Source organism: Mesorhizobium sp. M0998 (genome assembly GCF_040318885.1).
Taxonomy (GTDB): Bacteria; Pseudomonadota; Alphaproteobacteria; order Rhizobiales; family Rhizobiaceae; genus Mesorhizobium.
This window is the reverse complement of the sequence record NZ_JAMYND010000008.1, coordinates 125,977-151,226: the sequence shown is the minus strand read 5'-3', so window position 1 is coordinate 151,226 and position 25,250 is coordinate 125,977. Positions and strand designations below refer to the sequence as shown.

Genomic DNA, 25,250 nt, shown 5'->3' with positions numbered 1-25,250 from the left:
GTCGTCGCTCAGGCGGCTGCCTTGGTGCGCGCTTCCGATTTTTCCAGATAGTAGCTCGAATATTTGTCGAAGAATTTTTCCGAGCCGCCGATCGCGCCATATTTGGCCAGCTTCTTCAGTTCGACCTTGTTCAGCACCGCGCCAATGATCTTCTTGGCGATGTAGGGCTCCGAGCTGAGCATGGATTGCACCATCGCACGCGGCGTGCGTCCCCACTCGGTGACCAGCACGAAGCCGTCGACAAGCGGAGCGAAGGCCTTGGCGTCGACGACAGGCCCGAGCGGCGGCAGATCGACGATGATGTATTCGAAGGTTTCCTTGGCGTTATCGATGAAACGCCGCATGCCGACTGAAGACAGAAGCTCGCTGGTATGCGAAAACTGGCCACGCAGGACGGCCGGAATGATAGCCAGCTTGGTCTGCCGGTCGATCTTGCCGACCGATTGCCATGTCTGCCCGCTCACCACAGCTTCCATCAGGCCCTGCTCGGCCTCCATACCGAGGCTGCGGCTGAGGCCGGGATTGCGCAGGTCGCCATCGATCAGCAGCGTTTTCGATCCGTTGACGGCAAGCAGCCCGGCAAGATTGGCCGCCACCGTCGACTTGCCCTCGCCGGGAAGCACCGAGACCACGCCGATGACCCGGCTGCCCTGGCCCTCCAGCACGACGTCGAAGGCGATCTTGGCGTTGCGCAGCGTCTCGGAGAACATCGATGCCGGGGCATCGACGGTTACCCGCATCCGCGCACGTTTTTCGGCTGCCGACAATGTTTTGGAGGGCTGGGATTTGGAGGACTTGGCGGTCTTGGATTCAACGACTTTGACGTCAGGCTGACCGCCATTGCGCTGGTCATCCTTGCCAGCCTTGCCGATGACCGGCAAGTAGCCGAGGAATTTGAGGCCGACACGGTCGCGGACATCCTCGCCGGTCCTGAAGAAGCGTTCCCTGAATTCATTCAGGCCACCAACCCCTGCCCCCAGCATCATGCCAAGCGCCAGCGAAAGCCCCAGCACGATGGCTGTGCGGGGGGTTGCGGCCGACTGCGGCATCGTCGCGTCCGAGATGACCCGGATCTTGCCGACCGGGAAGGATTGCTGCTGGGCGGCCTCCTCATAGCGGTTCAGGAACGTCTGGTAGAGCGTCGACAGCGCCGTCGCCTTTTGGTCCAGCTCACGCAGCTTGACCTGCGACTGGTTGTCGATGGAGCTCTTGCCAGCCGCCAAGGCGACATTTGCGCGGAGCGCGGTTTCGCGCGCCAGAGCGACCTCGTATTCGTTGCGGTAGCTTTCGGTCAGTTGCTTCAGCTCGCCGAAAATCTGCGCCGATATGTCGGCCTTCTCCTTGGCGAGCGCGACGGCCTGCGGATGTTGCGGGCCGAAATTGGCTTCGACATCCTGCTGTCGCTTGGATACGGTGAGATAGCGGTTCTTCAGCGTCGTGATGACCGAGCTGCTCGGCTGATCGTTCGATATCGCAGCGTCCTTGAACGCGTTGTCCGAGCCGCTTTCGACGATCGACTTGTACTGCTGATAGCGGGCGCCGGCACGTGCTGTATCGGCCTGCGCGACGATCAGCTGGGTGTTGAGATCGGACAATTGCTTGTCGCTGATCAGCTGGCCGTCATTGACGGCCAATCCGTGTTCGGCCCTGAACTTTTCGACCGCCAGTGCAGCCGCCTGGGAGCTCTCACGAAGCTCGGTCAGCCGGCCTTGCAGCCAGACCGCCGCCCGCTCGGTCGCGTCGAAGCTGGCATCGAGTTGATCGGCTAGATAGGCATCGGCATAGGCCTTGGTGATGGCGGTCGCAAGCGCCGGATCCGTCGCCTGGAAGGAGATGCTGATGACAAAGCTCCGGCCGATCCGCTCGGCATCGAGTTGGGTCTGCAGTTTGAAGATTGCGTAGTCACGGGGCGATGAGGATGCGGTGATCGCGTCACGCGTCGCAGCATCAAGCTGAGTGACATCGGTTGTGCTAGCGGCGCGCTTGGGGCGGACAGACTGGACGATACCGCGCACAAAGCCAGCAACCTTCGACAGGGCCGACGTCGGAGGGTTCATGAAAGCGTCGTTCTGATCGAGCTTCAGCTTGTCGACGACCACCCCAGCCAGCCTGGCCGACTGTAGTATTTCGATCTGGCTCAGAACGGCGGAGTCGGTCTGCATGCTGACCGACGCCGCCGAAATGTCGTCGACGACCTTGTTCAATCCTTCGTCGATCAGCACGCTGCTCGTCGCCACATAGGTAGGAGGCGTCGTCTGCAAATAGAGCACGCCGAGAAAGAGACCGATGACGGCGCAGGCGGCAACCACTTTCGCCTGCCGCGCGGCCATGCCAAGCAGGCGCTCGATGTCGATGAAGTCTTCGGCGTTTGCCGCATTAGAAGCCGGCAATGGCGTCCTCTTGTCGACAGGAAAATTGGCATAGTTCATCTTCGGTCCAATTCTAGTTTGCAGGCGCTACCGCCTCGAAGGTCGGGACATAGGGTGCAAACCTTGCGCCGGACAGTGCGCGTTACGCGCGGCGCAACGGCCTGTCCTGCGTCATCAGCCGCACCCACAATGCCTCGAAAAAATGGACATTATGCGGCTTCTTCCCGACGCTGATGCGACCGGACGAATTCCTGCAGCATCTCGAAGATCGGGCCCTTCATGTCCTCCCGCGCCAGCGCGAAAGCGATATTGGCCTGGATGAACCCCTCCTTCGAACCGCAGTCGAACATGCGGCCGTCGAAAGGCTGGGCGAAGAAGGCCTGGGTCTGTGCGAGACGCACCATTGCGTCGGTCAGCTGGATCTCGTTTCCGGCGCCGCGTTGCTGGCTGGCAAGCAACGAGAATATCTCGGGCTGCAGGATGTAGCGGCCGTTGATGTAGAAGTTCGACGGCGCGTTGGCAGGAGCCGGCTTTTCGACCATGGCCGTTACCTCGAAGCCCGTGCCGACATCAGCGCCGCGCCCGACAATGCCGTATTTGCTGGTCTCGGTCGGATCGCAACGCTCGACGGCGATGACGTTTGCGCCAGTCCGTGCGTAAAGATCAGCGACTTCGGCGAGACAGCCACGCCCGCCGAAGGACACCATGTCCGGCAAAAGCAATGCGAAGGGCTCGTCACCGATGACTTCGCGCGCGCACCAGACGGCATGGCCGAGGCCTTGCGGCGACTGCTGGCGGATGAAGCTCGTCGCGCCGGCGACGGGAAGCAGGCTTTCAAGCGATTCGAGTTGCGCCTTCTTGCCGCTCTGCTCCAGGGTTCCGATCAGTTCAGGATGCAGGTCGAAATAGTCCTCGATCACCGCCTTGTTGCGGCCGGTGACGAAGACGATGTGCTCGATGCCGGCCTCGAACGCCTCGTCAACCGCATATTGCACGACAGGCCTGTCGACCACCGGCAGCATTTCCTTCGGCATGGACTTGGTCGCCGGCAGGAACCGCGTTCCGAGCCCCGCCACCGGTATGACTGCCTTCCTGACTTTTTTCATTGCATGTTCCTTCTGAGGAGATCGATTTCAACCCTGTCGCAGGCGGCGAAACTGTCTTCATTCACCTGCAGCCCTTCACCTCCCCGCCACTACGGCAAACTGTGCCGCTACCCTTCGCAGCCGGACGGCGATCGGCATGCTCATATGCCGAACCGCCGCCGGATCGCTGAGCGCCGTCCATATCGCCTTGAGCGGCGACCGCGCCTTGATGTGCTGAACCAGCGACAGGAATGATGCCGCCCGCCGCAGGCTGCGAGCGCGCCTGGCGAACGCCGCCTCGGCCGCAGCATCCATGGAATGGGTCGCGGCGAAGGTGGCATCGGCCCTGCGCATCGCCTCGACGTGATGAAGTTCGAGCACCCGGGAGATGGAACCGGTGCGAATGTGGTAGATATAGCCCGTCGTCGGCTCGACCATGCATTTGCCGCCTTTAGCCAGAGCACTGGCCAGGAGGATATAGTCTTCGCCAATGATCAGGCTTTCATCGTAACGAAGCCCGTTCTCGTTCAGGAACCGGCGCTGGAAGATCGGCTTGAGGTAGCCGAGATTGAACCTCGATTCGAAGAGGACATTGCCGCTGATGAAATCTACCAGCGAGATTTCACCGAGGCCTTCCAGATAGTCAGCCGGGAACATCGTCTCTTCGGCAACGCCATCCTCGCGAACGACCTGCAGATTGTCGACCGCGATCTCGGCGCCCGCTTTCTCCGCGCGCTCGATCATGGTGCAGAGTCGCCCGGGATAGACCGCGTCGTCGGAATCGAGGACCGCGACCCACCTGCCGCGTGCAAGCTCAAGGCCGGCATTCCTGGCGCCGCCGGGGCCACGGTTTTGCTCAAGCGCGACAACGCGTACGATGTCTTCGGGGTAGGATCTTGCCAGGTCGAGCGTCCGGTCGCGCGACTTGTCGTCGACGACGATGACCTCGACGCTGATATTGCGCTGGGCGACGGCGCTGGCAATCGCCCGATCGATGGTCGCCTCGGCATTGTAGGCGGCAATCACGAAGCTCACGTCAGGCTGCACGCTTGCCCCCTTGCTGCGGCGAAGACAGGCCGTATTGGCGGATTTCACGAACCCCGACGAGGCCGCTGACGACGCCGACATGCATAATGCCGCGAAGCACGCTGCGGTTCCGACGTACGGGGTCGATGGCGACCGGAATTGCCGACAGGAAACTGTAGGCGGCCTTTGCCGCGGCAATGCCGACCTGCTTGAGCCGGGCAAGGCCGTGTGCGTTGCGCCCCAGAAGATGACCATGCGTCTGCCCAACGCGGAACCGGCGGCGGCCGAGCCAGTCGAATGCCGCCCTGGCAGGTGGCACCGCTTCGTCGACCCAAGCCTCCGGCGAAAAGGCGATGCGGCCGCCGGCCTTGATCATCTGGTCGAAGAATTCCGTATCTTCGCCGCCGGTCTGGCCACGCGCCAGGCTGAAGCGCCGGCCGCGCAGGCTCTCAGCGCCAATCCTGAGCAGGACGTTGCAGGTGTAGCCGGTGCGGATTTCGCCGCTCACCCAGACCGGCAAGGTCGAGTGGAAATCGCCTTTGCGCATCCAGGCGGGCGCATCCGGCAGGTAACGGGCTTGCACCGGCCCAAGCACCGTCGCAGCACCTGTTGCTTCCGCCGTCGCCACCAGTTCGGCAAGCCAGCCAGCGGTGGCCGTCTCGTCATCGTCGATAAAGGCGACGAAATCCGCCGCACTGGTATCGAGGCAAGCGTTGCGCGCGATCGAGATGTTTCGGGCCGGGGCGTGCCGGTAGGTCATTGGCAGCTTCAACTCCGCAGCCAGCGTCGTCACCATCTGTTCGGCCGTCGGCGTATCGTCGTTGTCCGCGATGATAACACCGACGTCGAATCCCGCGGGCATATCCATGGCCGCTATGGAGCGAAGCGTGTCGGCAAGCTCCGGCCGGCGGAATGTGCAGACGCAGATATCGATGCTTCGATTTTTCCTGACCGGGTCCATCACGCTACCCCGCGCTGCGGTCGCGGTGCGAGCAGTTGCAGCCAGAAACCGACCGACCAGCCGAAATGCATGACCATTGCCGAGACCCCGGCAAGCGCAATGTCGGCTTTGCGCTGGCTGACGGCGGTCCAAAAGCCGTAGCCGAGGCAGACCGACGCCCATAGCAAAAGCGGCACGGCCGCCAGCCAGTGGACGAAGGAAAAGGCGGCGAGAAGAACCACGGGGAACACCAGAAGCGGCACCATCTGCCGGATCTTCGGGATCATGCGGTGCTTGAGAACGTTCTTCGCCCGGCCACGGCCATAGCCGAGATATTGAAAATAGAGGCCCTTCAGCGAGGAACGCGGATAGTAGACCATTTGCGTCTTGCCGGTCATCCAGATGCGGTAACCGGCCTGGCGGAGCCGATAGTCGAGTTCGGCATCCTCATTGTGGCTGAACGTTTCGTCATAGCCGCCGACCGCGGTGAAGGCCGATATCCGTATCAGTGCGTGGTGGCCATGATCGACCCATTCTCCCGCCGAAAGATGCCGGTGCTTGGAGCCGCCGGTGCCGAGCCTGGAGTTCTGCGCCGCTGCCGCTGCTTTCTGAACCATGCCGCTGCCACTGGTCAGCATCGAGACGACGACCGAATCCGCACCGGTGGCCTGCGCTTCTTCGACCAGCCGGTCGCAATAATCCGCAGGATAGCCGCCATGCGCGTCGATGCGAATGAGATAGTCGACGCCTTCCCCGAACCTGGCGACGGCGAGATTGATTGCCGCGCTCTGCAAGCGCTTTTCATTGTGCAGCAGGGTCACCCGCTGATCTTTTGCGGCGATGTCCGCGACGATCGTCCTGGTGCCGTCCGTGCTGCCGCCATCGGCAACGATGATCACGGCGCCCAGCCTCTCGGCCGCAGGGCGGAGCTCTCGAAGCAACGCGCCGATATGGGCCGCCTCGTTCAGGCACGGAACCACGATCGTGCAGGATGGAATTTCGGTTTGCGTCATCGGCAGTCCTTCTATGCCAATGCTTCGGCAGCATATGGACCGGGAGCCGCAGTCAGCCCGCGGAGCTTTTCGACGAGCGCCCGACAATCGGCGCGGTCGTAGCTCCAGGTGCGCGGATTGCGGGCGAGAACACGCGCCCTCAATGTCCCGAACCGATGCTGCTCCATCGTGCCGACGGCGACTTCGAGCGCCTCGGGCGTGGCTTCTGGCAAAAGAACCCCTATGCCTTGCCGGTCGAGGAACCGGCCGGTTTCGGTGGCTCCCATCGAAATCGGCACGGCTCCGAAGCGGCAGCCCTCATAGAGCCGGTTGGGCAGCAGCCATTCGGAGTTCAGGCCCTGCTCAAAAAAGTCGATGGCCCAGGAAAAGTGGACCTCGCGATAGATCGCCGCCATATCCTCGGGATTGCGGTAGGGCCCGCCAAACGAGAGCCAGGGTTCCGATTCGACGAAACCGTGGAAATCGGGAAATTCGGACAGCGCCGGGCGGCCCCTGAGGACGATTTCAAAGCGGCCGTCGAGGCGGCGCGAAAATTCGGCCAGAAGCTCCAGGGAACGGCGGCAGCGGAGCGCCCCGAACCAGCCGATCCGCCAAGGCGGCGCTACGGGGTTCTCCGGCGCCGCGCGGTCATCCAGCGAGGCCGCGGCTGGCTCGAAATACTTGTTTTCGAGCAGTTCGACTGGGGCGGCAATCTGCCCGAACGGCTTGAAATAGTTGGCGATGAAGGCCGGAGAGCTGGTCACCAGAAGCTTCACATCCCTAGCCAGGAAGCGTTCTGCGCCGCGCATCGCCCATCCCAGCGGATCGTCGCGAAGCAGCAGGCGATGGATATCCAGGCACTCGTAGACGATCGGCACCGTTGCCTGGAAAGCCGATCTGGCGCGGCGGGCAAGCGCCAGCATTTCCAGATTGCGCGCGACAATGAGGTCGGGCCGTGGCATTGAGCCCAGCTTCGAGCCGGTCGAGACAACTGCCTTCATGATCGCGGCCAGACGTTGGGCGAATCGGCCATCACGAGTCGGGCCGAGATCGATCGGCTGCAAGCCCTCGACATCAGCAACTGCGCTTGCCGTACGACGAAAGCCCGCCAGCGTAACCTGGGCGCCGCCTGCCTTGAGCATTATGATCCGCCGGCGCACTGCCGGGTCGGAGACGTCGTGTACCAAGTACAAGACATGCAGCATGAAAACTCGACCGCTGTTGGCCCGCCCGCGACAATGCTAGTACAGCTCTTGCTGCATCGCAACATTTTTGGTTGCAGCGTAGCAAAGATCCCCGTTTTTTGTTGCGCTGCAAAATCGATGGGTTAATCTCGCTCTGCTTGGGCCACATGGACCGCGCGTTGGCCTGCCATCGGGCTGCGCGCCAATAATCACGACGCGAGGACCATCCTTGGCGTGCAGCATTTTCGGCCAACCCGCCTGCAATCCGCCCTTCGCACCCGTCGATGGAAGCACGGGACTACTCACGAAATGAGGTCATTCCATGAAGATCGCGGTTGAAAACACCGTCTGCCTGAATACCGGGGATGCAGCGATTCTCCTGGCGATCCGCCATGTTTTCAAGACGATCGTGCAAGACGATATCCAGTTCTACGTCTTCGACAGCCAGCCGGAGGTGGCGGCGAGGCTCTACACGAAGAAAGAGTATCCTGATCTCGAATTTCACAAGCTGCTGTCGGAATCTCTGTTCCGCTACAAATACGGCAGCGGGCTGAAGAACCTGTTCAAGCCGATCTACAATCGGCTCGTCCTCAATGCCCTGCGGCGGTTCGGCACCCGCGGCGTTCTCGGGCGTTTGTTCAGCTCAAGCAATCGCCGTGGTCTCGATATCTACAAAGACGCCGACCTCGTGGTCACGACAGGCGGAACCTATCTTGTCGAGACTTACAATCTGGAACGGCGACTTAATCAATTCCGGATCGACGCGATTCTGGGCAAGGACCCCGTCTTCTTCACGCAATCGCTCGGCCCGTTCAACAAAAGTTACAATCGCCAGGAGTTGAGCCCGATCTTCGACCGGAGCCCGCTCATCCTGCTGCGCGACGAACGTTCGCGAGGCCACATTGTGGACATGGTGAAAGACCCCGGCAAATGCCACGTCGTGGCCGACGCCGTCTTTGCCCTGGCCGATACTGACAGGATCGGAAAAATTCTGGCCTCCTGCCAGTCGGCGACCGTCACCGGCCGCGTCGCCATTTCCGTCCGTCACTGGAACTATGTCAGCGACGGCGAGGGCGGCATGCGCCGCTACATCGACTCGATCCGCGCGATCGCGACCATCCTGGTCAGGGACCACGCCAAGGAGGTCACCTTCGTCTCCACCTGCCAGGGCGTGCCGGAATACGCCCATGATGATTCCAAGACGGCGCGGGCTATCGTTGCCGAACTAGATCCGGAGATCGCCAAGCATGTCAGCGTGGACGCTTCGTTCCACACGCCGGAGCAACTGATGGCACTGGTGAAAGGCTTCGACTTCGTCGTCGCAACGCGCATGCACATGATGATCATGTCGCTCTGCGTCGGCACGCCGGTGCTGCCGATTGCCTATGAATTCAAGACCAAGGAACTTGCCAAGCGGATCGGCGTCGCCGACCTGCTGCTCGACATCGACACGGTGACGCCCGAGGAAGCGAGCGCGAAGCTCGGCAGACTTACCGCCAATCTCGACCTCTATCGCAGGACGAGCCTTCAGGCAGTGCTTGAGGAGCATGCGTCGGCGATGTCGGCAGGTGAGCTTTTGAGGCCGGTGATTGCCGGCCTAGCGGGCGTTGCGCATGGCGCTGGAAAGCGTGGTGAACAGGGCGCTGCGCGACTGGCGAAGGGCGAGCATGAGGACCAGGCCGATCGAATAATTGAGGGCACCCGCCAGGACCACCGCGAGCAGGTCTGACTGGCTGGTCAGCGATGCCGGCAACTCGCGGTACACGGACCAGGCAAGCAGCGACGACGCGATGAATAGTCCCTGCATGACCAGGAAGTCGGCTGCGGTCACCGGGCCGACCCGGTGGACAAGAACGGCAAGTACCGGGACGCGCAGCACATAACCGCTGATCGCGTAGGCCGCCGCGACACCGACGGCGCCCCAGTGCAGGCCGATGATGAAGGCGGCGACCGTCGTCAGCGACGAGTAGATGCCCCAGTGGAACATGGTCTTGGTCTTGCCCTGGCAGATGAAGATCCAGCCGGTGGTGCTCGAGACGGACTGGATCAGGCTGGCGATGCCCAGCCAGGCGAAGATCGGCGCCACCGCCGTCCAGCGCTCGCCGAAGAGAAGCCCGACGACCTGGTCCGACGTCAGCGTCAGCGCCGCGATGCCGGGCATAGTGATGGCCGCCAGCATCCAATTGGTTCGCACATAGATGTCGCGAAACCGCGCCTTGTCCTCATGGATGCGACTCAGCAGCGGCACCATCACGCGTGTCAGCGGCTGGTTGATGTTCTGCAGCGGAAACAGCAGGAGCTTGTAGGCGCGGTCATAATAGCCGAGCTCGATCGCGCCCGAATATTTTCCGATCAGGATGTTGTCGAGATTGCGCGAGAAGAAGTTGGCCAGATTGAAGCCGGTCAGATTGGCGCCGAAAGACAATATGTCGGTATCGACCTTCAGGTCCGGCCGTGACGGCGTCCAGCGCGCCACCTGCCATGCCGCGGCCAGCGCGACAACAGCCGAAACCGCCGGGCCGATGACCAGCGACCAGTAGCCCAGTCCCGCATAGGCGGTGATTGCGGTAGTCGCAAGTCCGGCAGCAGCGGTTATCACGTCGTTCAGCGCGAGTTGGCCAAAGCGCAAGTGACGGTTCATCAGCGCCAGCGGCACCGCGGCGAGGCTGCCAAGCAGCAGCGGCAAGGCAGAGCCGATGGTGATCCCGACCATGCGTTGATCGCCATAGAAGGCAGCGATGGCGGGCGCCAGGCATGCAACCACCACGGCACTGCCCATCCCCACCAGCGCACTGATCCAGAATACCTGGTTGAGCTGCTCGGTGCTGATATCCTTGCGCTGGACCACAGCCTGTTGCAGGCCAAGATTTTGAAGCAGCCCGACAAAGGCCACGATCGGCCCGACGGAAGCCACCAGGCCGAAATCCTCGGGCACGAGCAGACGGGCAAGCACGATGACCGAGAGAAACTGGATCGCCATCTTGAAGCCTTGCGCGCCGATCGTCACCATGCCGCCGCGCAGGGCGACGCGACCGAACTGGGGGGGCGGGTTGGCGTTCATGCCGGCTGCCTGGCTTCGGCCAGTTGAGCAACGATCTGCGCAAAACGTTCGTTGAGTACGTCCGCGTTGAAATCCTGCTCGATCTTGCGGCGCGCCGCATATGCGATGCGCTCGCATTTGTCCGGGTTCTCTGCCACCCAGACAAGCTTGCGGGCCAACGCCGCAACGTCTCGCTCCGGTGCGAGGAAGCCTGTCTCCTGATCCTCGATCAGTTCGGGGATGCCCGAGTGATAGGTGCTGACGACGATCAGCCCGGCGGCCATAGCTTCCATCAGCGCCACCGGAATACCCTCGAGATCGCCGTCTCGCGCGGCTACGCTAGGCAGCAGGAATACGTGGGCATTGCGCAGGCGCTGCTTGACCTCGGCATGCGGACGCGGCCCGAGGAAAGTCACCCGGTCGGCAATGCCGAGATTTGCGGCGAGCTTCTTCAACTCTTCTAGCAATTCGCCGCCGCCAATCACCGAATAGACCCAGTCGCGCCGCGGCAGGCTGGCGAGCGCCCGAAGGGCGAATTCGATGCCCTTCTTTTCGGTCAGCCGGCAGACCGAGATGAAGGACAGCGTGTCCCGGTCCCAGGAACGCCAATGGTAGCCGATCTCACCGGGCCGCACGCCCATATGGTGAACCATGACTTGCGCCGGGGGTGCGCCGACGCCGATCAGGGCATCGCGGAAAAACGCGTTCACCGGGAGCTGGAGAACGCCCTTGTCGAAGACAACCTTGTAGCGCGTGAGCGTGTTGTCATGCAGCGGTTCGCCGACATCGCGGCCGTGGAATATGGTCACCAGCGGAGCGGAAATCCGGCCTCGTTTCATGGCGCGGGCGACGCGCATGCCGTTATTGCCGAAATGCGCGACGATCACATCGGCGTTCTGCAACTTGCGCGCAAAAGCGATGTCGACAGCGGTCGAGAGCTTATCCCAGAACCTGCCCGACCATCTCCTGAGCGTCGGGCGAAAGCGCCCCAGCCCGCCCCACCAGCAAACGACCTTGCCAGGGAGACCCTGCCAGCGGCGATCGTCGATGTTGCTGTCCTTGCCGAAGGACGTCTCGTTGCAGACGACGCCGACTTGCATGCCGCGCTCGAGGCACCCTTCTATCTGGTCGAGGACGAAGGTCTCCGACAAAGAGGGGAACTTATCAACTACGAAGCAAATCTTCATCGAATGGACGATCTTTCGAGGCCGGTCGGCGATCTGCTCGCGCGGATGAGGGATGACGCCCATCGCCGCCGTGCGAGGCGCCTCAAGCGTCTGGTGTTGTGCGTGTCGTTGTCCCAAAGCAGCTCCCACCCTGGTCAGGCGCGAGAGCCGGCTTTTAGGCGACATGCATGGCTTTGGACGAAATACATCAGGCGGCACGCTCCAGCGCGCCTTGCCTGGCGCGGTCGAGAACGCCGAGAAAAGTCGCGAACTGGCTGTCGGGGTTCATTTGCGGCCGCTCCGAAAACAGCTGCGCCGCCGCCGACAGACGGTCGTACTCGGCCTTGTCGCTCCATAGTCGCCTGACCGCGGCGACCCAGTCGTCGAGCGGTGCGTCATAGTCGAGCACCACGCCGCCGGCGCCAATCGCTTCCGGCAGGCCGCCGCGACGGGACCCGACGACTGGAATGCCGCTGCAATGGGCCTCGGATGCCACCCGCCCCCAGGCCTCTTCCCATTTGCTGGGCGCCAGCAGAATCTTGGTGCGGCCATAGACGGTCTTCATGTCGCTGGTGCGGCTTTCCAGCCTGACGTTGCGCAGCGGGGCGATGATCTGTTCGATCTGCGCCCGATGGTCGTCGTCGAGCTTCCAGCTTTCGACGAACAGGAACGGAATTTCGGGGCATTGGCCGGCGATGCGCACGGCGAGTTCGAACCCTTTTTCATTGTAAGGATTGATCAGCGTGACGAATTCACCGGTGGTCGGCGTGCTGTAGAGCCCGGGATTGATGGTCGGCGGGATTACCGTCGAGTCGATGCCGAACTTTTCCTTATAGGTGCGCGCGGTGAATTCGGAGTTGGCGATATAAAGCGCCGAATGCAATTCGCGCAGGTCGCCGGCCAATTCGTGGAACTCGACGTTCCGCAGATAGACCACCAGCGGCACGCCGAGCGCCTGCAGCGCCTTTCCGATCGGCACCGATTTATGGCACTGCACGACGGCGACATCGGGATCGAGCCGTTCGACCGCGAAGCGCGCCGCCTCCCAGGGAAACCATGCCCGCACGACCGGATAGCCGGGATAGCTGTCGATGACCGCTCGTTGGCGAAGCAGCTTCATCTTGGCGCGCGCCTTGAAGCCGAACATGCCGTCACCGAACAGCGCCGCCAGAACCGAGGCGTCATGACCGTGCTCGCGCAGCTGCTCGACCAGATGATGCGTGCTCGACTGAACGCCACCGCTGAACTGCGGCGTGTAGCCGTTGCCGCCCGCAAACAGAACTTTCATGGACCTGGCTCCTTGCTGGACCGCCCTAGCGTCACGCCGCCATTCTGCCGATGCTGTGGTATTCGATGCCGTGGCGGGCGATGACCTTGGGGTCGTAGAGATTGCGTCCGTCGAAGATAACGGGCGTGGTCAGCGCGTTCTTCAGCGCATCGAAAGACGGCGCGCTGAAACTTTTCCACTCGGTCACGATCAAGAGCGCATCAGCGCCTCGCAGCGCGGCCTCCTTGGTGCCGCACAGTTGCAGGTCGTCGCGCAGCCCGTAGATCGCCTGGCATTCCTGCATCGCCTCGGGATCGTAGGCCTGGACATTGGCACCGGCGGCCCAGAGCGCTTCCATCAGCGTGCGGGCCGGGGCCTCGCGCATGTCGTCGGTATTGGGTTTGAAGGCCAAGCCCCACAGCGCAAATGTCTTGCCTTTGAGATTGCCCTTGAAATAGCGGTCCACCTTCTCGAACAGGACCGACTTCTGCTGGTTGTTGCGCTCCTCGACGGCACGCAGCAGCTTGGCGTCGAACTTGACGGCCTCGGCGGTCTTGATCAGGGCACGCACATCCTTCGGGAAACACGAGCCGCCATAGCCGAGGCCCGGATAGATGAAGTGGTAGCCGATCCGCGGGTCGCTGCCGATGCCCTTGCGGACTTCCTCGATGTCGGCGCCCAGTTGCTCGGCCAGGTTGGCCATTTCATTCATGAAGCTGATCTTGGTCGCCAGCATGCAATTGGCCGCGTATTTGGTGAACTCGGCACTGCGCACATCCATGACGATCATCTTTTCGTGGTTGCGGTTGAACGGCGCGTAGAGCTCGCGCATCACCGCCTCGGTGTCCTCGTTGCTGGTGCCGACGATGATGCGGTCGGGCTTCATACAGTCGCTCACAGCGGACCCTTCCTTGAGGAATTCCGGATTGGAGGCGACGTCGAAAGCCAGATCCTCGCGCCCGCGCGCCTTCAGCGTTGCGGCGATCCTGGCCTTTATCCTTTCGCAGGTGCCGACGGGCACGGTCGACTTGCCGACGACGATCTTGGGCTCGTCCATCTCACGACCGATGGCCTCGGCGACGGCCAGCACATATTTGAGGTCGGCCGAACCATCCTCGCCCGGCGGCGTGCCGACGGCGATCATCTGGATCTGGCCATGCTTGATCGCCGCGGCGGCGTCGGTGGTGAACTTGATGCGGCCGGCGGCATGGTTCTCCTTGACGATGTTTTCGAGCCCAGGCTCGAAGATCGGGACATGACCCTGGTTGAGCCGCTCGACCTTTTTTGCATCGATGTCGACGCAGACCACCTGATGGCCGACTTCGGCAAGCACCGCCGCCTGTACAAGACCGACATAGCCGATTCCAAAGACAGTCAAATTCATTCGGTTTCATCCCTGTTCAAGGCTTCGGGCCTGTTCTAGCTTCGGTTTTCCGACCACCTTCGGCCCGGCCGGTTCAGATGCGCTTCTAGTTTGTGTTGCATGCCAGCGATTCGGGGAATTGGCAGGGCTGGCCAAGTGCGGTGAATGCAACACGATCCACCTGCATGGTGAGCTTGCGGCCCGGATCCGAGAACGGCCCCATCCAGCCCTTCATCGTATCGCTGCCCCACAGGCTGAAATAGATCCTTTGCGAATGGGTGGGCAGCTTCGCCGGATCGGTGATCTCGTGGACAAGCTTGCCGTTGACGTACCAGCGCAGCCGGTCCTTTTCCCAGACGAAGGCGTAGTCGTTGAAGGCCTTGTCGGTGCCGCCGGCGACGTCGACCAGTTTCTCGTTCTTGCCTTTGCCGGCTATGTAGGCGTTGACCTGAACCTTGGACGTGTCCTTGGTCAGCACCTCGAAGTCGATTTCATCATGCGGCTGCTTGTCGGCATCGCCGACGAAGCTGAAGAATGCCGCGTTGACGCCAGAGCCCGTGTCGGTCTTCATCCGCGCCTCGTAGGTGCCGTAGCCGAAGCGCTGCTTGGTCTGGATCTCGGCGCAGGCGAATTCGCGATCCTTCAGCTTGCGCTTCTCGAAACCGAGCGTCAGCATGCCGTCGGAAAGCCCGATCAGGTTTTTGGACCAGGTGCAGTTCTGATGCTTGCCGTTCGTCCAGCCGTCGGAAATGTACCAGCGCGCGCGACTGAGGCTGGTGAAATCATCGACAAAGGACGGCGCGGTTGGGAGATCCTGCGCGCCGGCGGGCACCAGGCCCGCAACCAGACTGCCGAGAACGACCAGCAGAAACGCGCCGTCTGAACGGAGCCGCCGCAGCTTGCCTGGGATCGGGCGCGTGAACGGGGTGCCTCCGGTTGCCGGGGCGGGCGTGCTTTTAAGATCTGCGTTCATATCAAACTCACCTTGTGCTGTGCGCCCCCAAAGCGATCGTTCGAACCGTGACGAAACAACCTGATCTTGACCTCTGTCGCTCCCAAGCTCCGTGTTGTGCCTAAAACCATTGCGCCGACCCGGGTGTTCGCTCAGCCTGTGCCGGAATCGGCGGGCTTCACAAATCGGTCCTTATGTCGGGACCGTTCTGCCGCTTCTCTTCGAAGATTTCATCCAGCGAATGACGGAGATCCTTCATCTTCTGCATCTGGCGCGACAGCGCTGCGATGCGCCGCTCGCAATTCAGAATCGACCTGGTCAGTTCGCCGACTTCGGAAGACCTGCGAGAGGAGACCGCTCCGTTCTCCATCGCCTCAACCAGAAAGGCGGCATTGGTAGCCGTTGTCCTGTAGCGGTTCTCAAGGCCGCTCTTCTCCGCCTCGACTTCGGCCGAGATCTGGTCCAGCAGCTTTGCCAACCGATCAAGGCGCGAGGTGTCGGTCTGCGTGTCGCGCGCGGGATCTCTCGACCGGAAGCGAAAGATCGAGGCCATGCAGTCAGCGCCCCATCATCGTCGAGCTGGTGAACGGCCTTAGTGCCCGTCCACATTCAAAAGACATTTCTTGCATCGTCCAGCTCCTCCGACAGGGTATGTCTCGGGCCAGTTCGGTTGGCCGTCCAAAATTGCTGCACCGCAACATAGATTGCCATTCCCTGCGCGCATAGGCAACCACCTAGATCGTAAACTCATGAATCTCGTTGAAATGGTGCGAGCCGACCGAAGGGTAAGGGAGTGGCTACCGCCATCGCACGTTGACGTGCCTAGCTTTCGTTGGCCGTGCTGGTTCCGGCCATTAGGAAGCGTAGCGGCGGCACATGCTGACGCTTCGCAGCGAGACCAGCGCGGCGAAACAGCGCATCCAGCTTGTCGGAGGCAACGCCGCGGACGACGGCTGTGAGGTTGGACGAGCCGGCCAAGGCGTAGGCCGCGGCCGGTGCCAACCCGCGCTCAGCCTTCACGTCTAGAAACTTCCGCAACCGGTATTTGTCGCGGATGTGCCGCTCGTGCCTTCTCAGCGCAGCCTTCGATGCCTCCGGCAAACTGTCGATCGCAAGCAGTGCCAGGTCGGCATCGGCCAGATGCTTCAGGTCCTGAGTCTCGTGCCGTCCGCTCAGCGAATCGGCGCGCACGATCGCGCCGTAGCCACAGGATTTGATGACCTTGAAGCGCGCGCCAAGGGCAACCGCGCGCGCATAGAGTTCATAGTCTTCACCCAGGCGCAGCTTCTCTTCGTAGCGCAGCCCATGCCGATCGAGGAAGGCGCGGCTGATCACGGGTTTGAGGAACCCCAGCTCCCCTCGTTGCACACGGCGACTGGAGATGTTGGCGTCGATGAAACCCTCGAAATCGAGGAATTCCGGCTCGGGCGAGAACGGTGGAGCCACGATTTTCGAAACGTCGGTTGCCGCGTCATCCCTGACAAGCATGATGTTGTCTGCGGCGAAATCCCAATCGGTGCCGGCGAACAGTCTGTGAAACCTGCCTTCGAAAAAGAAATCATCAGCGTCCAGAATGCTGATGAACGGCGACCTGGAACCGGCAATCGCGGCGTTGCGTGCAAAGGATGGGCCGCGATTGACGTCGAAGCGGATGACGGAAAGACGGCCCGTGCCGTCACCGGCCGCGTGGGCGACTTTCGCGGTATCGTCGGTGGACGCGTCGTCGACGACGACAACCTCCGCAACCTCAGGCTCGCGTAATGCCGATGCAATGGCAGCCGGGATTGTCCGCGCCGCATTGCGGGCGGCGATGATCACGCAGACCTGGAATGATGTCATGGACATGCCTCTCGGTTGCAGAAGCCGTCGCGGATTTCCTCGCCCCGTCCGCTCAATGCCCCACCGCCCATTCTGAAATGCATCGGCCCAAACGCCTATGCTGCAATTGCGAAGCAAGCATCGCCAAAATCATCGGCGCCGTCCAGTTTTTCATTTTGCTGGGTGTCATGGCCCGGTTGGGCAGGCGGCGAGCCTCAATCGGGACGGCTCCAGAAATGCGCCGCTTGGCAGAGCCGTTCCTACACGCTCCATCAGAGCGCTCAACTGGCAGAAACCAGTTGCTGATCCTCGCCGACCCGACGGCGGCGGGGCGGAGCGAGCGCGTCGAGGCCCGCAGTGTCAAGGAATTGAAAGAACAGGAATGCCGACTGCCGGTGTCGTTGAGGCGAGCAATTCGTCAGGGGACCGGCGAGCTTAACCACAGGTCACATGGACATCGCAGACCGCGGCCAGGCCCGAAATCAGTGAAGGCCTCTCCTGGCGCTGAGTTTCTCGGCTTCGGCCGCTTCGTTCGAACTCAGCTTTCGTTCAGCGTCGCGGATTTTGTCGGCCGGGGTCGGGGCATTTCTGGCAACCATGGCAAAGACCAGCAGAAAATAACCCAGTTGGATGACTATAGCGCAGCCGATGACACGAAACAGCGTCGTACCGAGCGACGCGCCGCCTAAATAGGACCAGACGATCACGATCGCCAGCGCAAAACACATTCCGATAATGAACTTTGGCAGTGACATACCCGATAGCCCATCAACCGGCTCGGGAAAAAATGTCGACAAGCCCACCCCGAGCACCTCCCTTAAACTCTGCGAGCTTATTTAGGTTGCCCGCTTCTGGCCGGTTGCTTCCGGCCTAGCCCAATCTGTCCATAGTCCGACAGAAACAATTTGCAACTCTATTGAGCCGCGCAATAGGCGGCAAGGGCAGCTGCGCAATAAATTTTAAACGAATCCTCGGGATCGACTCTGCCATGGTGCAACGCACACGTCGGCATCACCACTGATTGCCGGATATCGACTCGCTCCAGTAAGATTTATAATATTGAATAGTATTTTAGCATAACATCAGTCATTATCTTGAAATTCTAAATGACGGCAAAGCTCCACAGGAGGGTATAAAGAGCGATTCGCCTAAAATCAGCCCCAAAATTGGACTAGTTTTTCCAAAATTGCCCATAATCTGTCTCTTTTGCGACATAAAGGCGAAATTTTGTGCAGGACGAGTTTATTATTTAGTCAGTTCATGACGCGACTATTACAGCCGTCTGGGAAATTGTGTGTTGCGCTGCAACATTTTTTTGGTATCGTGCGGTAAACCATCCGTTCAACGTATGGAGTTTACGCATGAGGGACGTAGCCAAGCCGGCCGATGCGGATTTTTCGCAGGCCGGCGTCGATTTTCCGCCACCGATTGGCGGCCTGCTCAAACGCAGCTTCGATATTGTCGGTTCGCTGATCGGCCTGGTCGCTCTCAGCCCGCTGTTCGTGATGATAGCGCTGCTTGTCAGGTTTTCCGATGGCGGGCCGATTTTCTATGGTCACAGCCGGATCGGCCGCGGAGGACGGATTTTTCCGTGCCTCAAGTTCCGCACCATGGTTCCAGACGGCGAGCGGGTGCTTGCTGCCTATCTCGCCGCGAATCCGGAGGCCAACGCCGAATGGATAGCGACCCGCAAGTTGAAGAACGACCCGCGGATCACGCGCGTCGGAGCGGTGCTGAGGAAGCTCAGCCTCGATGAGTTGCCGCAGATCATCAACATCCTGCAGGGGGATATGAGCCTGGTCGGGCCTCGTCCCGTGGTGCGCGATGAGCTGGAGATTTATGGCAATTCGGCCGTCTATTATCTTAAATCGCGCCCCGGCCTGACAGGGCTGTGGCAGGTCAGCGGACGCAACGATGTTTCGTATGACAGCCGCGTCGCATTCGACAGGCACTATGTCGAGAACTGGTCGATGTTCGAAGACATCCGCATCATCATCAAGACCGTACCCGCGGTCTGGATGTCGCGAGGCTGCTACTGACGGCCGCTTGCTGGCCGTGCATCGAGCGACTGTCCAGAATTCGGGCCTGGAACTCAGGCCCCTAACTCAGGCATCGGCAGCTCATCGGGCGGGGCAAACCAGATCGGAAACGCTCAGTTGAAAGCAGATATAATCGATATTTTTTGCACCGGTATTCTCTCCAGACGCATGCGGCGAGTACGGCTTTTGACGACTTGCCTTACAATGGCGACCGGCCTGACGCTGTCGCTAGCCTTGCCACAGTTTGCCTTCGCCGACGACTATCGCCTAGGAGCACAGGACAAGCTGACCATTCGCGTGGCGGAATGGCAGACCGTCGAAGGCACGTTCCGTGACTGGTCGGCCATCAATGGAGAATACACGGTCGGGCCCGCTGGAACCTTGTCGGTTCCCTTCGTCGGCGAGATGCCCGCATCCGGCAAGACGACTTCGGAGATCGCCGCATCGCTCGGCGAGGCGCTGCAGCGCAAGCTCGCTCTGGCCGACAAGCCGGAGGCTTCCGTCGAAATGGCACAGTACCGGCCATTCTACATCTCCGGCGAGGTGCAATCGCCCGGCCAGTATCCTTGTGTGCCTGGGTTGTCCGTGCTGAAAGCGATGAGCATTGCCGGCGGAGCCCGGCGGAACCCGGAGAGCGGGCAGCGCTACGACCGCGACCTGATCAATGCGAAGGGCAATTTCGACGTATTACAAGACCAATTGGTCAGGCTGACCGTCAAGCGCGCCCGCATCGAAGCGGAACTGGCGGACAAGCCGGCATTCGCGGTGCCGAAAGAGGTGGCCGACGATCCGAAGCTGCCCAGCATCGTTGCCGATGAGACGGCGATCCTGGCGGCCGACCAGAAGAAACTCAAGCTGCGCTTGCAGGCGCTCGACGATTTGAAGGCGCTGCTGCAGAGCGAGATCGATTCGCTGCAGAAGAAGATCGTCAACCAGCAGAAGCAGGTTGATCTGGCGAAGGAGCAGCTCAACGGCATCGGCTCGCTGGCGCAAAAGGGCCTGGTCGTCAACACGCGGGTTTTGAACTCGCAGCAAACCATCGCCGACCTCGAGGGCCAGATCCTGGATTACGAAACGGCGATTCTCACGGCCAAGCAGTCGATCAGCAAGGCCACCCAGGACGCCATCGATCTCGAGAATACCCAGAACTCCAGCCTCGCGACCGACCGGCAACAGACGGAAGCCGATCTCAACGAGGTGACGCTGAAGCTGAATATGGAAAAGGCCTTGATGTCCGAAGCCTTGTCGGGCAGCCCCATGCCGCAATTCTACGGCAACAACGAACCAGCGGCCTTATCATTTTCCCTGGTGCGGGTGGTCGACGGCAAGACCAGCGAAATCACCGCCGATGAAGACACGCCGGTGCTGCCAGGGGACGTGATCAAGGTCAAACCGGCGCCCCTGGCCATCCAGTAGCTTCTTTCCACCGGAGCAAAGCACCAACCCCGCAGGCAGCGGTCTGCGGGGTTTTTGCGTTTGGGATCTTATGGATCAGAAAACAAGCCGGCCTTCGGGCAACGAACCGCCTGGATCCGCCCGCTCTAGCCTCGCACGGCGTCCGGTTCCTCTAGATGGTTCACGGCGCTCCACCGGGAAGGAGCGACGGCCGGCACCCTCACCAGCTTGAAGTAGCTGTAGTACAGCAGGAACGATCCCATGATGTAGGGATTGAGGGTCTCGACCTCGACGAAGGATCGGATGAACAGAAGCACCATGACGCCGGCAAGAATCACGGACTCGGCTTGCCATGTCCTGAATATCAGCGCCGAGACATGACCCCAGAGCGTGCGCAGGATGATCAGCGAAAGCAGTGTCGCGCCGACGAAGCCGAGTTCCACCAAGGTCTCGATGTAGGTGTTGTGGAAGTGGAAGCCGCTTCGCGCGGCGATATAGAATTCGTTCCACAGCCGCTCGGCCTCGGAGAAGCCCTGCACCCAATAAGCCGCGTAGCCGACGCCGAGGATGGGCGATTGCTGCGCGGCATTCCAGCCCTGTTGCCAGAGGTAGGTTCGTCCGGTGAGCGTCGAATCCTTGCCGAAAAGGCCAAGGACAAAGTCCATCAGCCCGAGATTCAGCGCAATCACGGTGCAGGCGACCAGCCCGCCCGCACCGATCATGAAAATCACCCGGCGATGGCGGAGCGAAAGCAGCTTGCCGATGGAAAGCAGGGCGACCAGAGCGAGAACCGCGGGGGTAGATGCCATCGAAGTGGCGGAATGCGACACCACCAGCAGATAGCCCGATAGAAGGACAATCGGTACGATCAACAAACAGCTTATCCGGCCGCGCCTGAGAAAGGCGAGGTAGACAACGCAGAAATAGATGCCAAGCGATGCGACAAAGCCGATCTGGTTCTTGGAGCTGAACGCGCCGACGAAATTATACGTCCCATCGAGAACGTCGTAGGAATAGCTCGCGACCTTGAGCGAGTAGAGCAGGACGACGAAAATCCCGATCAGGGCACCTATGGTCAAGGTCCGGACGCTGACGGTGCGCGCGGCAATGTAGGCGCAGGCGATATGGGAGCAATATTGGACGGCCGTCCTTGCCGTGGTGCCGGGAGCTGCCGACCAGAACACCGAGAAGCAGACATAGGTTGCGAAGGCCAGCGGAAGCCAGGCGCTGGAAGCGTGCCTTAATATCTTGCGGTAGTCGACCAGGATGAGCGGTAGCCAGACCGCATAGTAGGCCAGGATCATGGCCTGGCCGAAAATGGTCGAGTAGGAAAACGCCCAGATCGAGACGGCAACGGCAAAGCTGCCGTAGACCGTGTTCTTGTCCGGATCGATCAACAGAGATTTTGGAATCTTCATCTCGATAGCGGTTTTCCGTCCTTGCAGCTCAATGCCGATTTCATGGGCCGCTCGTGGGCCGATTCGTCGGATCGATGGGAGCCTCGCCTGCAGGCGCTCGCATTGTGCAGTGCAATATAACCCATCCGGCGCAGCCTGTCACCCGGATGCCAACCGGGTGCGTCGTTCCAGCCGTTCTCTCCGTATCGGGCTCTCCATACGGGCGAGACGATTTGGCCAGAAGGCAGTGCCGTACAATTGACCGGTGCTGGCCCATCATAAGCTGTTCTGAGGTTGCAAGTCCGCGCTTGAACTTGTCCGCCGTTGACTTCACATTCGCCGCCCATTGGGAGGAAGACACATGCCGATGAGTTTCGCGGGACGATTTGCCGGACGATCTGCCGTTATCACCGGCGGCGCCTCAGGCATCGGCCTGGCCGTCGCGCAAAGGATCACCGACGAAGACGGGCGTGTTTCGGTATGGGATCGCGATGCCGCCCAGATCGAGCAGGCCAAGGCCATTGTTCCAGGCCTGCACAGCGTGACCCTCGACGTTGCCGACCCCCTAGCGGTCGAAGCCGCCGCCGGAGAGACGATCGAAGCGCTTGGCGCGGTCGATGTCCTTGTCACCAGTGCTGCCATCACCGGACCGAACATGACGACCTGGGAGTATTCCGTAGAGGATTGGCGCCGGGTCATCGACATCAACATCAACGGCGTCTTCTTCTGCAACAAGGCGCTGGTCTCGCATATGCTCGAACGCAATTACGGCAGGATCGTCAACATCGCCTCGATTGCCGGCAAGGAAGGTAACCCGAACGCCTCGGCCTACAGCACCTCCAAGGCGGCGGTGATCGGCATGACCAAGTCGCTCGGCAAGGAACTGGCCAAGACCGGGGTGACGGTGAACTGCGTCACGCCGGCGGCCGTGCGCACCGCGATCTTCCAGCAGATGAGCCAGCAGCACATCGACTTCATGCTGTCCAAAATACCAATGGCGCGGTTCGGCGAGGTCGATGAGGTGGCGGCGCTGATTTGCTGGATCGCGTCCGAGGAATGCTCGTTCACGACGGCTGCCGTCTTCGACGTCTCCGGCGGCCGGGCGACCTACTGAGGCAGGCCGGACGCAAACCGCGCGACCGGATCGCGGCGCCTTAGTCGTGAAGCTCTCGCGAGATCGGCGGGCCGATCGAAAAATCGCTGAATGTCACCTCGAAGCCCTCGCGCTGCGGCGAACAGCACATCATGCCGACATCGACCGTTTTCGACGGGGGGAAATAGGCAAGCCGCACCGGTTTCCAGTGCTTGTCGGATGCGTCGCGATACTGGACGCGGATCGTCTCGGCATGGCGAGTCAGGCGGATCCTGACCCCGTCCGGATCGGCCGGAATGCTGGCCAGCGACCAGTCGGAGGCATCGTTGGTGACGACGACGGAAAAATACATCAGCCCGTCAGTGTATTCGATGCCGGCCTTGATCCAGTGCGTCTCGCTCAGGCGGACCATAAGCCCGGCCTGATCGTAAAGCACCTCATAGTGCCCCTTGACCGTGACTTCGGCGCTGAAATCGCCCTCGACCTCACGATAGAGGAAATGGCCATTGTCGCGCCAGAAGCCGTAGAACGTCTCGCGCCAGAAGTCGGTCTCCTCGCCGGTCCGTACATGCACCGTATTGTTGCCGAAGGCGTGGTGCGGCGGCGGATTGAGCCAGGTCAGGTCCGTATTCTCAGATGCCATCGACTTGCTCGCTGCCTGGCTGGTCTGCCGCCTTTTCTTAGCCGGAAAACGTGTAAGCGGTCTTCACCGTGGTGTAGAACTCTGCGGCATAGCGGCCCTGCTCGCGCGGGCCGTAGCTCGATCCCTTGCGCCCGCCGAAAGGCACGTGGAAGTCGACGCCCGCCGTCGGCAGATTGACCATGACCATGCCGGCTTCCGAATTGCGCTTGAAGTGCGTGGCATGCTTGAGGCTCGAGGTGCAGATGCCGGAGGTCAGGCCGAACGGCGTGTCGTTGGCCACCGCCAGCGCCTCGTCATAATCCTTGACGCGGATGACGTTGGCGACCGGTCCGAAAATCTCCTCGCGCGAGATGCGCATGGCGTTGGTGGTTTCGGTGAACAGCGCCGGCTGCAAATAGAAGCCGCGGGTTTCACGATCGAGCCGCTCGCCGCCGAAGGCGAGATCGGCACCTTCCTGACGTCCGATGGCGATATAGTCCTCGTCCTGTTTCAACTGGCTCTGGTCGACAACCGGCCCGATCTGGGTCTTGGCATCGAGAGCGTCGCCGACGACCAACTTGGCCATGCGGTCCTTGAGCGCCTCGACGAAGCGGTCGTGAATGCCGTCCGTCACCACCAGCCGTGACGACGCCGTGCAGCGCTGGCCGGTCGAGAAGTAGGCACCGTTGATGGCGCAGTCGACAGCGACGGCAAGGTCGGCATCGTCGAGCACGACAAGCGGGTTCTTGCCGCCCATTTCGAGCTGAAACTTGCGCATGTGCTCGACGCTGGCGGCGGCGACGCGCTTGCCGGTGCCGACCGATCCGGTGAAGGTGATCGCGTTGAGGTCAGGACTGTCGAGCATGGCCTGGCCGACCACCGAACCTTTGCCCATCACCAGGTTAAGCACACCCTTGGGCAGCCCGGCGCGGTGCAGGATGTCGACAATAGTCCAGGCGCTCTCCGGAACGAGTTCCGCCGGCTTGAAGACGATGGTGTTGCCGTAGGCCAGCGCCGGAGCGATTTTCCAAGCCGGAATGGCGATCGGAAAATTCCACGGCGTGATGATGCCGACGACGCCGACCGCTTCACGGGTGATCTCGACGCCGACGCCGGGCCGCACGCTCGGCACCAGCTCGCCCAACAGGCGCAGCGTCTCGCCGGCGAAGAAGTCGAATATCTGGGCGGCGCGGACAGTCTCGCCGATGCCCTCGACCAGCGTCTTGCCTTCCTCGCGCGCCAACGCCCGGCCGATTTCATCTTTCCGCGCGGTGATCTCGTCCGACGCCTTCCTCAGCACCGCATGGCGGGCCAGCAGGCCCGATCGGGACCACGCCGGAAATGCCGCCTTCGCCGCCGCGATGGCCTGCCGGGCGTGCTCGGCGCCTCCCGATGCATATTCGCCGACCACGTCGTCGAGATTGGACGGGTTGATGTTACGGGAGCCGGCATCGCCTACCCACTCTCCATCGATGAGGTTCTTTCGAAACGGGATCATGTCG

General features: G+C 61.4%; 20 protein-coding genes and 1 pseudogene. 4 read left to right on the top strand and 17 right to left on the bottom strand.

The genetic code is table 11. The features are described 5' to 3' along the window. Positions 1-8: 8 nt before the first annotated feature. The 6 genes from NKH59_RS10395 to NKH59_RS10370 all read right to left on the bottom strand — a co-directional run bounded on the left by NKH59_RS10395 (position 9) and on the right by NKH59_RS10370 (position 7,617). Complete coding sequence (locus tag NKH59_RS10395) at positions 9-2,429, bottom strand: polysaccharide biosynthesis tyrosine autokinase (protein WP_352969962.1); 2,421 nt, start codon at positions 2,427-2,429, stop codon at positions 9-11. Between the two features lie 149 nt (positions 2,430-2,578). Next, positions 2,579-3,475 (bottom strand): UTP--glucose-1-phosphate uridylyltransferase, encoded by an 897-nt coding sequence (locus NKH59_RS10390; protein ID WP_352540412.1) that lies wholly within the window; start codon positions 3,473-3,475, stop codon positions 2,579-2,581. A 75-nt stretch (positions 3,476-3,550) separates the two neighbouring features. Then, positions 3,551-4,501 carry a glycosyltransferase family 2 protein gene (locus NKH59_RS10385; protein ID WP_352925161.1) on the bottom strand — a complete coding sequence of 317 codons (951 nt, stop codon included), beginning with the start codon at positions 4,499-4,501 and terminating at the stop codon, positions 3,551-3,553. Next, the gene (locus NKH59_RS10380; protein ID WP_353021711.1) at positions 4,491-5,441 is read right to left on the bottom strand and encodes a glycosyltransferase family 2 protein; all 951 of its coding nucleotides are present in this window, start codon (positions 5,439-5,441) and stop codon (positions 4,491-4,493) included. Before NKH59_RS10380 ends, NKH59_RS10385 begins: the two co-directional genes overlap by 11 nt. Next, positions 5,441-6,433 (bottom strand): glycosyltransferase family 2 protein, encoded by a 993-nt coding sequence (locus NKH59_RS10375; RefSeq protein ID WP_353021709.1) that lies wholly within the window; start codon positions 6,431-6,433, stop codon positions 5,441-5,443. The genes NKH59_RS10380 and NKH59_RS10375 overlap by 1 nt, the downstream gene beginning before the upstream one ends. Before the next feature lie 11 nt (positions 6,434-6,444). Continuing rightward, the gene (locus NKH59_RS10370) at positions 6,445-7,617 is read right to left on the bottom strand and encodes a glycosyltransferase family protein (protein ID WP_352540408.1); all 1,173 of its coding nucleotides are present in this window, start codon (positions 7,615-7,617) and stop codon (positions 6,445-6,447) included. 301 nt (positions 7,618-7,918) lie between these two features. On the opposite strand from NKH59_RS10370, the pseudogene NKH59_RS10365 reads away from it, so the two are divergent. Then, positions 7,919-8,971 (top strand): annotated as a pseudogene (locus NKH59_RS10365) (polysaccharide pyruvyl transferase family protein); the annotation flags it as partial. A gap of 222 nt (positions 8,972-9,193) precedes the next feature. Here NKH59_RS10365 and NKH59_RS10360 read toward each other — a convergent pair. The 8 genes from NKH59_RS10360 to NKH59_RS10325 all read right to left on the bottom strand — a co-directional run bounded on the left by NKH59_RS10360 (position 9,194) and on the right by NKH59_RS10325 (position 18,005). Continuing rightward, positions 9,194-10,657: a lipopolysaccharide biosynthesis protein gene (locus NKH59_RS10360; RefSeq protein WP_353021707.1), complete on the bottom strand. Its 1,464-nt coding sequence runs from the start codon at positions 10,655-10,657 to the stop codon at positions 9,194-9,196. Continuing rightward, positions 10,654-11,940, bottom strand: coding sequence for a glycosyltransferase (locus NKH59_RS10355; RefSeq protein WP_353021705.1), 1,287 nt, complete (start codon positions 11,938-11,940; stop codon positions 10,654-10,656). Before NKH59_RS10355 ends, NKH59_RS10360 begins: the two co-directional genes overlap by 4 nt. A 70-nt stretch (positions 11,941-12,010) precedes the next feature. After that, positions 12,011-13,090: a glycosyltransferase gene (locus tag NKH59_RS10350; protein ID WP_352487965.1), complete on the bottom strand. Its 1,080-nt coding sequence runs from the start codon at positions 13,088-13,090 to the stop codon at positions 12,011-12,013. Positions 13,091-13,121: 31 nt separating this feature from the next. Beyond that, on the bottom strand, positions 13,122-14,453 hold the full coding sequence (locus NKH59_RS10345; protein WP_352469923.1) for a UDP-glucose dehydrogenase family protein: 1,332 nt from the start codon (positions 14,451-14,453) through the stop codon (positions 13,122-13,124). Between the two features lie 85 nt (positions 14,454-14,538). Next, positions 14,539-15,405: an endo-1,3-1,4-beta-glycanase ExoK gene (exoK, locus tag NKH59_RS10340; protein WP_352681439.1), complete on the bottom strand. Its 867-nt coding sequence runs from the start codon at positions 15,403-15,405 to the stop codon at positions 14,539-14,541. A gap of 157 nt (positions 15,406-15,562) precedes the next feature. Beyond that, the gene (locus NKH59_RS10335) at positions 15,563-15,937 is read right to left on the bottom strand and encodes a hypothetical protein (RefSeq protein ID WP_352540404.1); all 375 of its coding nucleotides are present in this window, start codon (positions 15,935-15,937) and stop codon (positions 15,563-15,565) included. 269 nt (positions 15,938-16,206) lie between these two features. Continuing rightward, positions 16,207-17,229: a glycosyltransferase family 2 protein gene (locus NKH59_RS10330; RefSeq protein WP_353021703.1), complete on the bottom strand. Its 1,023-nt coding sequence runs from the start codon at positions 17,227-17,229 to the stop codon at positions 16,207-16,209. A 455-nt stretch (positions 17,230-17,684) separates the two neighbouring features. Next, complete coding sequence (locus NKH59_RS10325; RefSeq protein ID WP_352469919.1) at positions 17,685-18,005, bottom strand: exopolysaccharide production repressor protein; 321 nt, start codon at positions 18,003-18,005, stop codon at positions 17,685-17,687. Between the two features lie 558 nt (positions 18,006-18,563). Between NKH59_RS10325 and NKH59_RS10320 the strand changes: the two genes are divergently transcribed. After that, positions 18,564-19,241, top strand: a complete 678-nt coding sequence (locus tag NKH59_RS10320; RefSeq protein ID WP_023676307.1) for a sugar transferase — start codon at positions 18,564-18,566, stop codon at positions 19,239-19,241. A 204-nt stretch (positions 19,242-19,445) separates the two neighbouring features. After that, on the top strand, positions 19,446-20,657 hold the full coding sequence (locus tag NKH59_RS10315; protein ID WP_352540403.1) for a polysaccharide biosynthesis/export family protein: 1,212 nt from the start codon (positions 19,446-19,448) through the stop codon (positions 20,655-20,657). 125 nt (positions 20,658-20,782) lie between these two features. Here NKH59_RS10315 and NKH59_RS10310 read toward each other — a convergent pair whose 3' ends face one another. Then, entirely contained in the window at positions 20,783-22,054 is a 1,272-nt protein-coding gene (locus NKH59_RS10310; protein WP_352454701.1) for an O-antigen ligase family protein, read from the bottom strand. Positions 22,055-22,394: 340 nt separating this feature from the next. Here NKH59_RS10310 and NKH59_RS10305 point away from each other — a divergent pair, with 340 nt between their 5' ends. After that, positions 22,395-23,147: an SDR family NAD(P)-dependent oxidoreductase gene (locus tag NKH59_RS10305; protein ID WP_352872246.1), complete on the top strand. Its 753-nt coding sequence runs from the start codon at positions 22,395-22,397 to the stop codon at positions 23,145-23,147. A 40-nt stretch (positions 23,148-23,187) separates the two neighbouring features. Here NKH59_RS10305 and NKH59_RS10300 read toward each other — a convergent pair whose 3' ends face one another. Continuing rightward, complete coding sequence (locus NKH59_RS10300) at positions 23,188-23,769, bottom strand: DUF1349 domain-containing protein (protein ID WP_352767256.1); 582 nt, start codon at positions 23,767-23,769, stop codon at positions 23,188-23,190. 37 nt (positions 23,770-23,806) lie between these two features. Further along, the gene (locus NKH59_RS10295) at positions 23,807-25,243 is read right to left on the bottom strand and encodes an aldehyde dehydrogenase family protein (protein WP_353021755.1); all 1,437 of its coding nucleotides are present in this window, start codon (positions 25,241-25,243) and stop codon (positions 23,807-23,809) included. Positions 25,244-25,250: the final 7 nt, after the last annotated feature.